This is a genomic window from Gillisia sp. JM1, from assembly GCF_000424645.1.
Taxonomy (GTDB): domain Bacteria; phylum Bacteroidota; class Bacteroidia; order Flavobacteriales; family Flavobacteriaceae; genus Gillisia.
In genome coordinates, this window is record NZ_KE384218.1 from 511,122 (window position 1) to 524,132 (window position 13,011).

Annotated in this window: 8 protein-coding genes and 1 pseudogene; 7 read left to right on the forward strand and 2 right to left on the reverse strand. The window is 35.6% G+C overall.

Annotated features, from left to right (window positions below):
* Positions 1-38: 38 nt before the first annotated feature.
* A complete protein-coding gene (locus H033_RS0105595; RefSeq protein ID WP_026837409.1) occupies positions 39-893 on the reverse strand; it encodes a cyanophycinase in 855 nt (284 codons plus the stop codon).
* Positions 894-1,003: 110 nt separating this feature from the next.
* On the opposite strand from H033_RS0105595, the gene cphA reads away from it, so the two are divergent.
* Positions 1,004-3,613 carry a cyanophycin synthetase gene (gene cphA, locus H033_RS0105600; protein ID WP_026837410.1) on the forward strand — a complete coding sequence of 870 codons (2,610 nt, stop codon included), beginning with the start codon at positions 1,004-1,006 and terminating at the stop codon, positions 3,611-3,613.
* Between the two features lie 41 nt (positions 3,614-3,654).
* On the opposite strand, the gene H033_RS0105605 is transcribed toward cphA, so the two are convergent.
* On the reverse strand, positions 3,655-4,650 hold the full coding sequence (locus H033_RS0105605) for a N(4)-(beta-N-acetylglucosaminyl)-L-asparaginase (protein ID WP_026837411.1): 996 nt from the start codon (positions 4,648-4,650) through the stop codon (positions 3,655-3,657).
* Positions 4,651-5,052: 402 nt separating this feature from the next.
* On the opposite strand from H033_RS0105605, the gene H033_RS0105610 reads away from it, so the two are divergent.
* From H033_RS0105610 to H033_RS0105630, 6 genes and pseudogenes are all read left to right on the forward strand, one after another.
* Positions 5,053-6,537, forward strand: coding sequence for a sodium/pantothenate symporter (locus H033_RS0105610; protein WP_026837412.1), 1,485 nt, complete (start codon positions 5,053-5,055; stop codon positions 6,535-6,537).
* Positions 6,534-7,604: pseudogene (locus H033_RS22015) on the forward strand (class I adenylate-forming enzyme family protein); the annotation flags it as partial. The gene H033_RS0105610 and the pseudogene H033_RS22015, both read left to right, overlap by 4 nt.
* Positions 7,605-7,673: 69 nt before the next feature.
* Positions 7,674-8,054 (forward strand): AMP-binding enzyme, encoded by a 381-nt coding sequence (locus H033_RS22020; protein ID WP_231367628.1) that lies wholly within the window; start codon positions 7,674-7,676, stop codon positions 8,052-8,054.
* Positions 8,032-8,961, forward strand: coding sequence for an alpha/beta fold hydrolase (locus tag H033_RS0105620; RefSeq protein ID WP_051227816.1), 930 nt, complete (start codon positions 8,032-8,034; stop codon positions 8,959-8,961). Before H033_RS22020 ends, H033_RS0105620 begins: the two co-directional genes overlap by 23 nt.
* Positions 8,961-10,397 (forward strand): hypothetical protein, encoded by a 1,437-nt coding sequence (locus H033_RS19680; RefSeq protein ID WP_034886129.1) that lies wholly within the window; start codon positions 8,961-8,963, stop codon positions 10,395-10,397. Before H033_RS0105620 ends, H033_RS19680 begins: the two co-directional genes overlap by 1 nt.
* Before the next feature lie 126 nt (positions 10,398-10,523).
* The gene (locus H033_RS0105630; RefSeq protein ID WP_026837414.1) at positions 10,524-13,007 is read left to right on the forward strand and encodes a TonB-dependent receptor; all 2,484 of its coding nucleotides are present in this window, start codon (positions 10,524-10,526) and stop codon (positions 13,005-13,007) included.
* Positions 13,008-13,011: the final 4 nt, after the last annotated feature.

Sequence of the window (13,011 nt, forward strand, 5' to 3'; positions counted from 1 at the left end):
GATTAAATTTCACTTCTGAAATCTATGGTTCAAAAATTTTACAACATATGTTCTGGTACCGTTGTAACCTTAACTGATCGGTCTTCAATATCAAATGTATCACCTGCAGAAAGCACATGGGTAATTAAATGTATCATAGTTAGAGGAGTGCCATCTTTTAAAATATCATAATTGTTGTGAGTGAGTTTTCCGGGGTCAAAAATAATAACCATTCCCGAACCAATAATTTCACAATCGTTTCCATTTTTAATAACCAAACCAGTGTCTTCTGCCAAGCCAAACCCAATGCGGTCGTAATATCTAGCCACCGCTTCAGATAACCTTCCAAAGCGTCCTCTTTGAATAAAATGAGTGTCTATAATAATTTCAGGAATTAAAGACATCCCCTCCCGTATTTTTGTAGCTGCTTTTATAAAGGATTCTTTACTGCTACCACCTGTGATCATTTCCATAGACATGCACATTGCACCAGCGCTAGTTCCTGCAACAACTATCTTTTCATTTTGATAACGATCGAGCAATATTTTGTGAAATTGGGTGTTTTTAATTCTTGTAGTGATTTTAGACTGATTACCGCCAGAAAACAAGATACAATCTGCGTTTTTCAAAAGCTCCAGGTTTTCTTTGAAATCTGCTTCTTCCTTAGAGCTTATAAATAATGTATTTACATTTTGACACCCCAGTAGATAAAAGGCATCAACATAGTTTTTACCCACTACTTCAGGAACTCCGGAAGCTGTTGTAATCACCAATATTTTTGAATTTTTACCACCACTTTCTTCAACAACCCTGAACAATATCCCTTGACTTATATAATCTAATCGAAATCTGTCTGCTTTATGAAATCCTTTGTCTTCATTTCCTCCAATAGGGATGAGGGTTCCTTTAATCATAATTAAAAATTAAATTATGCCGTAAAAATAGTTTAATATTTCGCCTATACATAAATTAACATCGTAATTCCATTTTTTCTCATACAGGGAAAGTTTTTAAATTAAAAATTATGAAAATTAGAGAAATACATGCGCTTCGCGGACCTAATTATTGGTCTATAAAAAGGCATAAATTAATAGTCATGGTTTTGGATCTGGAAGAGATGGAAAATCGACCATCAGATAAAATAGATGGTTTTTCTGAAAGGTTAGAAAACATGTTTCCAAACATGTATGAACATCGTTGTTCTGAAGGAGTGGCAGGCGGATTTTTTTCAAGAGTAAAGGCTGGAACATGGATGGGACATATTATTGAACATATTGCACTAGAAATTCAAACTCTAGCAGGAATGGATGTTGGTTTTGGTAGAACCCGAGGCTATGGGGAAGATGGGGTTTATAATGTGGTTTTTGACTACATGGAAGAGGAAGTTGGTTGTTATGCTGCAAAAGCTTCAGTAAAAATTTGTGAGACACTGGTACAAAATAAAGAATACGATCTAGCAGTTGATATTCAGGAAATGAAAGAAATTAGGGAAAGCGTGAGGCTAGGCCCAAGTACAGGAGCTATTGTAGAAGAAGCAGTGAATCGAGGAATCCCATGGCTAAGGTTAAATAAACATTCGTTATGCCAATTGGGCTATGGAGCAAATCAGAAAAGGATACAGGCAACAGTAACTTGCCATACTAGCAATATCGGAGTTGATCTTGCTGGTGACAAGGTGGAAACCAAAGATTTATTAGAACAAGCACAAATTCCAGTAGCCAAAGGAGAAATTTTGAATGACGATTCCAAATTACAAGAGATAATTAATAATTTAGGATTCCCCTTGGTGATAAAACCAGTAAACGGAAACCATGGTCGCGGGGTGACTACTAATATCAATACTTTTAATGATGCTCTTTTGGGATTTAATACAGCAAAAAAAATCTCATCAAAGGTGTTAATTGAAAAGCAAATCAGAGGTGAGGATCATCGTCTTTTAGTGATTAATAATAAGTTGGTAGCTGCTTCCCGGCGCACTCCTGCACATGTGGTGGGAAATGGAAAAAATACTATAAAGGAATTGATCAATGAAGTAAACCAAGATCCAAGACGGGGTTATGGTCATGAAAAAATGTTGACACTAATAACTATTGATAATGTAACCAAAGGTATTATTGTTTCTGAAGGTTATACGTTGAAAACTGTTTTGAAAAAGGGAGAACGATTTATTTTAAAAGATACTGCTAATTTAAGTACAGGCGGTACGGCAGAAGATGTTACAGATATAGTTCATCCAGACAATCTTTTTATGGCCGAACGCATTTCTAAAATTATCGATCTTGATATTTGCGGGATAGATGTTATTACAACAGATGTCAGCAAACCACTTTCTGAAACTGGCGGAGCTGTTATTGAAGTAAATGCAGGTCCAGGATTCCGAATGCATTTGGCGCCTACCATAGGATTGCCACGAAACGTAGCAGCACCGGTCATAGATCAATTATTCCCGCATGCATCCACAGGTAAAATTCCTATTATTGCCATCACAGGTACCAATGGTAAAACCACCACCACTAGGTTAATAGCCCATATGGCCAAACAGACAGGGTTTAAAGTTGGATATACAACCAGCGATGGGGTTTATATTCAAAATAGATTATTAATGAAAGGTGATTGTACGGGACCTGGAAGTACAGAATTTGTGCTTAAAGATCCTACCGTTAATTTTGCTGTTTTAGAATGTGCGAGAGGGGGTATTTTACGTTCCGGACTGGGGTTTCATAATTGCGATATAGGTATTGTCACCAATGTTGCAGAAGATCACCTCGGGCTAAAAGGAATTCATACTATTCAGCAGTTGGCAGAGGTTAAAGGAGTTATTCCTGAAAGTGTTGTCCCACAAGGTTATGCCATTCTTAATGCAGATGATGATTTGGTTTATAAAATGCGGAAAAAAGCCGTTTCTAATATTGCTCTTTTTTCAATGAACGAAAATAGTCCGAGGATTAAAGCAATGCAAAAAAAGAATGGACTTTCTGCCATTTATGAAAACGGCTATATAACCATTTGTAAAGGGGAATGGAAAATACGAATCATGAAAGCAGTAAATATTCCTTTAACCTTTGGAGGAAAGGCAGAATTTATGATCCAAAATATCCTTCCCGCTGTATTGGCAGCGTATTTGAGAGGAGTGACCATAGAAGATATCAAACTTGCACTTCAAACCTTTAATCCATCACCAGCACAAACTCCGGGGAGATTAAACTTATTTCAGTTTAAAAATTTTCAGGTTTTGTTAGATTATGCCCATAACCCTGCAGGAATGAGAGCATTGCAGAAGTTTATACAAAAAATTGATTGTACGGTCAAGATAGGAATCATCGCCGGGGTTGGAGATAGAAAAGTAGAAGATACCATGCAAATAGGTAGTATTGCTGCTGAAATGTTTGATGAAATTATTATTCGGCAGGATAAAAATCTTAGGGGAAGAAGTGAGAAAGAATTAATTGATATGCTTACCAATGGTATCAATCAATATGATCCCAACAAAAAAACAACAGTTATTCCCAATGAAAAAGAGGCAACCACTTATGCTATTAAGAACGCCAAACAAGGTTCGTTAATTGTGATATGCAGTGATGTGGTAACCGAAGTTTTAGCACTAATTCAAAAAATGCAGGAAGAAGAAGCCTAGTAACCTTAATATTTCTAAAATATATTTGCAGCTTTTAAGTTCTAAAAATTATAACTACTGAGAATAGTTTCGTTTTTCCCGTCCTGATATTTCACATAACTGAAGCCTTTCTGAATGCAATGAGAACCGATCTCTCCTTTCTTATTTACTGCGATAAATGCCGCCTGAAACTCCTTGTAATTTGGATTTGCTTTAATGATTCTGTTAATGGCTTCTTCACAAGCTTTTTGAGGGGATTGTCCTTGTCGCATTAATTCTACGATCAGGAAACTTCCAACACTTTTCATGATTGCTTCTCCCATTCCTGTTGCAACTGCCCCACCAATTTCATTATCTATAAACAATCCAGAACCGATAATTGGAGAATCTCCAACACGACCATTTACCTTGTAAGATAAACCAGAACTGGTGCAAGCACCTGCAAGATCTCCATTTTCGTCTATGCAAAGCATCCCAATAGTGTCGTGATTTTCTATGTTTATGATTGGTTTATATTCTTTTTTCTCAAGCCATTTTTTATAGGCTTCTTTAGAGCCGTCAGTAAATAACTCTTCTTTTTCAAAATCTTGCTGAATTGCAAAAAGATCGGCGCCTTCACCAGCCAGCATTACATGCGGGGTTTCTTCCATCACTTTTCTAGCCACAGATGCTGCTTGAGAAGTGTGTTTTAAATACACCACTGCACCAGCATTCCCTGAGGGATCCATAATACATGCATCTAGAGTTACATTCCCATCCCTGTCTGGAGCACCACCTTTACCAACCGTAGTATTTCTAATATCTGCTTCTTCTACCATCACGCCTTGTTCTACAGCATCTAATGCGCTGGCTCCTTCAGCTAACAATTCTCCAGCTCTTTTACTGGCATTCGGAAAATTCCACGTGGCTATGCTTAGAGGAAATATGTTTGATTTATTTTGGATCATTTTTGAAGTTTTATTTGAGTTGTTGATGTTGGATGCATTCAGAGAATAAGAAAAAAGTCCTAATCCGGCGGATGCTAACATTGATTGAAATATAAAATTTCGTCTTTTCAAACTGAAACTGATTTTATAGAAGGCTAAATTTAAATATTAGTCTTTATTAAAAATAGCAATCAGGAAATTAGTTTAGGAATATTAGTGAAACTCTATTTTAAAAAGTTGCGAAGCAACGAATTTAAAATAGTTAGTTGAACTAATCCCGCTTTTTCAGCGGGATTCTAGTTCTAATACCTCGAAGCTTGCTTCGGAACTTTAAAAATTATTTTCCGTTGAATGCATCGTGAGTTTGCCCCGAGGTTATTTATTTAAGTCCTAAACTAATTTCCCTTTAATATATAAGAGGTTTCGTCTATATTTATAAAAAAATAACTTAGGTCGCACTTTAATTTTAAGCAAATTAATCTCCTACTGAAGGTATAAATATTAATTTCACTATTCATAATTCTCCACAACTCTATGTTTGCAAGTGAAACCTGGTCTTTATACGTAACTCTTCTCCTTATTGTTTATTCATTGGTAATAATATTCTTCGTAGTTCGCGGAATGCGAAAAACAAAGGATATAGATGATTTTGCTATTGGGAGCAAAGGCTTTCCGGCATGGGCGGTTGGTTTATCTTTAGCAGCATCTATGACCAGTGCAGCTACTTTTATAATTAACCCTGGGTTTATTGCTTTATATGGTTTTTCAGGCTTGATTTCTTTTGGGTTTGTAATGCCAATTGCCATTTTTTGCTCACTTATTTTCTTTACCAAAGCATTTCAAAAATATGGTTCCACCGTAAAAGCCTTAACTATGGCTCAATGGATTGGTAAACGATATGACAGCAAAGGCCTAACCATTTTCTTTGCTTTTTTATCATTGTTGTTGATCACCTTTATCGTCTTGATATGTGTGGGTCTCACTCAAATTATTTCCAAGTCTCTTAATCTGGAGCCCTTTTATGTGCTGTTAGCATTAATAGTTTTTGTGTTTGGATATATGATGTTTGGGGGAGCAAATTCTATGGTCTATACCAATTCTATCCAAGCGATCATAATGTTTGTGGTGGCTATTATTTTAATACTTTCTGGAGCTGAATATTTTAATGGAGGAATAGACGGGTTTTCCACTATCCTGGATACTATAGATCCAAACCTTACCCAGCCTACAAATGAAAAGAGCTTTCTGTTTCGTGATTATTTTGAAATCATTTTCGTTCAAATTATAATAGGTATCGCTATTGTGTGCCAGCCTCATATTATAACAAAATCCTTGTTTTTGAGAGATGCTAAATCTGTAAATAAATATCTTTTTATCGCAATTGGTTGTATGACTGTTTTCTTTTTAGTGGTATTGGTTGGTTTTTATGCGAGAATTACATTTCCAGATCTAACTTTAGAAGGGGTTCCCCTTAAAATGGACGAATTGGTTTCGGCATATGTGGTAAAAACCTTTTCAGCTGGAGTTGGAGTTTTAATAGTTGCCGGCCTTATTTCTGCCGGACTTTCAACTTTAGAAGGATTAATTCAGTCCCTGTCAACAACTATCAGTACAGATCTTATTACTCCTTTGTTTCCTTCAGTAAAAAAAATAAGCGGATTTGCATTAAATAAGATCGTAATTATAGCATTGGGAATTGTGAGTTTTTGGCTGAGTTATGATCAAATTATAAATCCAGATATTAGTGTAGCAATTTTTGCCCAAAATGGAGTTTACGCCTATTTCGCTGCTGCTTTTGTACCAGTATTGTTTGGAATATACTTTAAAAAAGTAAGTAAAAATGCTGTGATAATAGCCAGTGTTTCTGCAGTTGCTTTACATTTTATAATTTATTATGGTCGGTTTACCCCATATATGCAGGAGCCTGTGAATAATCCTGGTGTTTCGGCTGCGATTGCTATAGTTGCCTCATTTATCATCGGTAATTCTCTATATTTATTTAGTAAAAAGAAGGTATGAATTATTTAGACTGGGTTTCAAAATGGTCATCTTACAAACCAGATAAAAAGGCAGTGATGTCTTTGGATACCGGTCTTAGTCTTACATATAAACAACTGGATGATAAGTCTCGAAAAGTGGGTTCTTATCTTTTAAATCATTTTCAACTAAAAAAGGGGGATCGGATTGCAGTTGTAGCCGCACATTCTCCAGAATATTTAATGCTATTTATTGCGGCTCAACGCCTTGGCCTCATTCTGGTGCCCATAAATTTTCGAGCTACAGAATATGAATTATTACATTATATAAATGATGTAAATCCATCTTTGATCCTTGCTGAACTCAAGCAATTTAATTTGCTGAATAAAGTTTCTGAAATTGAAATTACCACAGTGAAATTTGACTCTTTCTTTACTGAAGCTAATAACTTAAGCCAAGACAAGGAGACCATCAATTTCACTATAGAAGTGGATCAGCCTATATTTATTTTTTATACTTCGGGAACTACAGGGAAACCTAAAGGGGTAATATATACTAACCGGATGATGTTCTGGAACAGTCTTAACACCTCCATGCAATTGGAGTAAACTTCCTTAGATCACACTATAAATGTATTGCCACCATTCCATACCTCCGGTTGGAATGTTCTACTGCTGCCTATGCTACATCGTGGCGCAAGAGTTGATTTTCTAAAAAGGTTTAAGCCGAAAAAGGTATTAAGTTACCTGAAGAGCGAACCTATTTCTTTGTTTCTGGCTGTTCCTACTATGCTTAGAATGATGGCTAAAAATAAAGCTTTTTCAGATTTCACCCCGAATAAGCTAAAGTACATCGTGGTGGGAGGGGAGCCACTCTCCATTCCACTTATTGAAGCATGGGCAGAAAAAGGGATTTTACTAAGCCAAGGTTACGGATTAACCGAAGCTGGCCCTTGCATTACCTCGCTTCATTATCATGATTCACTTTGGAAAAAAGGCTCTATAGGCAAGCCCAATTTTTATGTGGATATAAAAATAGTTAATTCAGAAAATGAAGAAGTCGCAATCCAAGAACCAGGGGAGATCTGTTTGCGTGGAAATATAGTAACTCCCGGTTATTGGAACAATTCTGGTTATTCGCTTAATAAAATAAGGGAAGAATGGTTGTATACCGGTGATATGGCGAAATATGACGAAGATGGATTTATTTATATTCTGGGGCGGAAAAATCAGCTTTATATTTCTGGAGGAGAGAATATTCATCCATCCGAGATCGAACATATTTTATATAAGTATGATCTTGTAAGAGAAGCAGCAGTTGTGGGAATTGAAAATGAAAATTGGGGCGAGATAGGTGTTGCTTTTATAGTATTAAAAAATGAAAACCTTGATGTAACCGATATTTTAAAGCATTTAAAAATGTTCCTCGCTGCTTACAAAGTACCAAAAGATATTATTTGTCTCGATTCTTTACCCAAATCTGGCATTGGAAAAATAGATAGAGAAAAACTCAAAGCACTATATAAAATTCTAGATCATGATAAAAAAAATGTTGTTTAGTTTCCTGTTCGTATTCAGCTTAAGCATCCCCGCACAAACTACCATCAGTGAGACCCTAAATTATGATACTGCCGTGAAGAAGATCCAAATAAATTCAGAAGAAATTGCCTACCGGGAAGAAGGGGCTGGAGATAAAGTGTTGTTATTTGTTCACGGACTTTCCAGTAATATGCAGGCCTGGAGTAAAAACATAGCTACTCTTAAGGCAGATTATACCACGATAGTATTAGATCTTCCAGGCTATGGGAAATCTAGCAAAAACACTAAGCATTATTCAATGGCAAATTATGCTTGTTTTATTAATGAATTCATTCAGCAAAAGGAGCTGAAAAATGTTAGCCTGATTGGGCATTCTATGGGAGGGCAAGTTGCCATGCATACAGTTTTAAAGCATCCCGAAAATTTTGAAAAACTCATCCTTATTGCTCCTGCAGGAATTGAAACTTTTACTTCACAGGAAGCAGGTATTTTAAAAGTTTCTTATACCGCAGAAATGGTTCAGAATGCTACGGAAGAACAAATAAGGAATAACTTTAAAATGAATTTCTATGAATTTCCTGCAGATGCTGAGTTTATGGTGAAGGACAGGATAGCAATGAAAGAAGCCAGTGATTTTAAAGAGCACTCTATAATTATAGTGAATAATATCGCAGCCATGTTAGATGAGCCTGTTTTGGAAGATCTAAATAAAATCAAAATTCCTGTACTTATGATATTTGGCAAGGAGGATGCTTTGATCCCGAATAGATATTTTCACCCGACTCAAGATTTACTGTTTTTAAGTAAAACTGCAAAAGAACAATTACCCCAGTTGGAGGTGAAAATAATTGAAAAAGCTGGACATTTTGTGAATTTTGAAAAAGCCGATGCAGTAAATCGTGAAATTGAAGATTTTATGAATCAGTAATGAAATCTAAACTAAAGATATTTAATGATTTTGCTGAAGGAATTCTTCCTCATGAGGCATCTTTTCTTTTAAAAGAGAATAGGATTCGGGATGAGGAAAAGGAGTCTATCCTTAAAAAAGTATGCATTAATGCTGAAAGATTTGACACCATTGAAAGTTTTGATGAAGATATTGATAAAAGGAAATATGCATACATCAAAAAATGGATCAACACTAAGCTAGGCACCGTAGATGTAGATGCGCATTTGGAATATTTATCTTTTATCGAAAAACAGATAATCACCGATACCATTACTCCTAAGGAAGAACAAGAACTCCTGAGTCATATTTCGACCTATAATAACACTTCTTTTTATTTTCAGAAATTTTACGAGCTCTTAAAAGAGTTTCAGGACTATTTATTAATTCGTTTTAGATATCAGGACTGCAAGTTTACCGAGAGTTTTCTTCAGGAAAACAAGAAGTTTTATGAAGAATCCATAAAGGTAAAAGAACAGCTCTTTTTCGCAACCAAAGACCTTACACTGGAATATACGAGCGGCACTTTAAATACTATTCACTGGGAGCAACAATTGCTTTCTTATTTATATAGTGAGCAGCTGGATGGAAAAAACAAATACAATGCCTTTATAAGGCTGGTGTTCCTTTACTTTAATTATAAAGAATACCAGAAAGCGATGCTGGTATTTGATTATATAGATGAATGCTTCAGCGATGGTAAGATGTACTCTAAAAGGGTGCTTTTTAACTATTATGCAAATAGGGTTATCCTGCACTCGAATTTAGATGATGCTGAAAAAGCAGAATATTATGCTCATCTTTCTGTAAAACAGGAAAATAGTGATAAGTTATTTTATTTGAATAACCTGATCGCTATTCTATTGAAGCGAGAGAAGAATAAACAAGCATTAAATTTACTCACGGAGAATTACGCCCTGTTTAAAAAGTCCAATAATAATCATCAAAGATTAGGTTTTGCAACTCATTACATTAGAACGCTGGTTAGAAACAAGCGTTTAAAAATCGCAGAAAACTTTGCTGAAAATTTCCTTTTTGATAATAAACAACATGTCTTTGAGCACCGGTGGAGACATTTCTTTTCCAATTATTTAATGCTTCTAACCGCCACAGAAAAACATGTGGAAGTAGTTAAAATGGTTAAAAAATACGAGTTGTTAGAAAGAGAATTGGAAGTGATGAACAAAGAGGATTTCATCCCCAAAATTCATTGGTATTATTTTCTTGCAATGTATATGAATGGATCTATTTCCGAAGAAAAATTACTGGAAGATCTTTTAAACACAACTTCAAGTTTTAAGCTTACCGATAAAGGGAAAAAGGATCTTTTTGCCTTTGTTAACAGGCTGTCTTCTAGCCTTCCAGAAGTATTTTCTAAAATTAAGTCGCACCTTGAGAAACAGCTCATAAGCTCATAAATAATTGATTTTATCTACGTTTTTAATAATACTTTCTTTTTGGTCGCACTTATCTAAAACAATTTGAAAGATCCAAAACCTGTTGTACTTGTTAATTTGGTCTTAAAATAATTAAACAAACAACTTATGAAGATTAAAATATTGATGCTTTTAAGCATTTTTTTCAGCATTACTTCATTTGCTCAGACGGGCAGTATTAGCGGAACTGTAGTAGATGCCACAACACAAGAACCGCTTACAGGAACTAATATTGTGATACGCGGAACCAATACAGGGGTTACAACCGATGAAAATGGAAATTACAGTTTAAAGAATTTACAGCCGGAGGCTTATGTAATAGATGTATTCTATATTGGATATGAAAATGCTTCACAAGATGTCATTGTGACGGAAGGTGCAAACATAAACCTTAACTTCAGTTTGAATCAATCTTCTTCCATAATGGATGAGGTAGTACTTTCTGCCAACAGAAGACCACAGAAAGTAACAAGAGCTCCCGCAACTATTGCTATAATAGGGTCAGAAGAAATTTCCAAATATGCCGGGAATATCGGGGAGTTAGCTTCAAGACAAAAAGGGGTAGACTTTGTTAGAAGCGGGGTACAGGGTACAGGAATCAATATTCGTGGATTTAACTCTGCCTTTAACTCTAAGAATTTACAAGTAGAAGATGCCAGGATTTCCACACTTGTAGCTACTGGTTTGCCTTTCGGTTCTTTTACAACGATAACAAAAGATGATATTGAAAGAGTAGAGATCATTCTTGGTCCCAATGCAGCATTATATGGACCAAATGCTCATAATGGATTGGTAGCCACGTTAACAAAAGATCCTAGAACTTCTGAAGGAACAGATATAGCAATTGCTGCTGGAAATCAAGATGTATTTAGTGCTCGTTTACGCCACGCAATGAAAGTGGGAGATAAGTTTGCATTTAAGGTATGGGGAGAACAAACACAAGGTGAGGAATTTGATTATGTAGATTCTGTATATGTAGGAACTACGGCATACCCAGAATTAGAATTAGACAGAAAATTTGAAACCACGAAATATGGAGCAGCTGCATATTATGGTCTTTCCGACAATACAGACATTATTACTTCTTATGGACATAGTAACAATAGTAATTTGGGAGTTACCAATGCTGGTAGAAACCAAATTAAGGATTGGTCTATAGATTATATTCAGGCAAAATTGGTGTCTCCTCATTTTTATGCCAATTTATACCATACCTGGAGTAAGACAGAAGATACGTATGCTATAAACCAAAGAACTCAGAACTATGTATCTTTTATCAATAACGGTTTTTCTGAACAAGAAGCCTTACAACGTTCATTTACGGAGCAGTTTTTTCCAATAGATGGAGCTCCAAATGGCGGAATAAGTTTACCAAGAGGTAGTGTTTTTAAAGATGCTTCCAGAAGATTTAATGCAGAGGCTCAATACAATAATAATCTTGGTGCTTTTTCATATGTTTTAGGAGCGCAGTATCAACAAGATAATGCCGATTCTAAGAACACCTATTTACTAGATGCGGATGGGGCGATAGTTATAAATCAAACTGGAATATACGGTCAACTGGAATACACTTTTGAAGATGCAGATATAGACTTATTATTTGTAGGTAGATATGACGATCACGAATTATATGGAGGGAACTTCATTCCAAAAGCAGCAATCGTTAAGAACTATGACTTTGGAAGTTTTAGAGCAACTTATGGAAAAGGAATTGCAGCTCCTTCAATTTTAAACTTGAGCGGAAACCTTTTTGGAGGTCTTGTTCTTGGAAATGGTGAAGGATTTACATTAGAAAATGGAACAGTAGTAGCTCCTTTAAAAGTAGAGACCATTAATTCTTATGAAATTGGTTATAAAGGTAAGATCGCAGGAGATAAATTACTCTTAGATGTAAATGCTTATTACAATCAATCTGAAGATTTCTTAAGTCCGCTTATCAATATTTCTGCTACTTCACCTGTTGCCACAAGAGGAGATACTCCAATTGGAGAATTGATCCCAGGTTCTACCGGAGCTTTTGTATTGACGTACTTAAATTTTGGATCTGTAGATACATATGGAGCAGATCTTGGATTGAATTACTATTTCAATGATAAGCATAGAGTGTCATTTAACTATTCTTACTTCGATTTTGATCTAGATGAAAATGACCTTGCAAACGATGCAAATAAAGATGGAGTGGTTACTAAGACCGATCTACCTATAAATACTCCTAAAAACAAAATGGGATTAGGGTATTATTATTCTTCAGATAAGTTTTACGGCTCTGTATACGGTAGATATGTTGAGCAGTATGACTTTTTCTCCGGAATAAATATCGCCGCGGAAACGCAGGATCTTAACGGGGATGGTACAAATGACATCTTTGAAAATGCAAGAAATGGAAGAACCTGGAACTATGGTCCGTTAGGGGATTTTGTAAATATAGATTTAAACGTAGGCTACCATATTACGAAGGATCTAGCCGTGGGTGCAACCATTACTAATCTTTTTGATTCAGAAGTTAGAGAATTTGTGGCATCTCCAACGATAGGGAGATTGTTTCAGATAGAGTTAAAATATCATTTACCAATTGGAGTTTTGCGTAAGTAAGAAT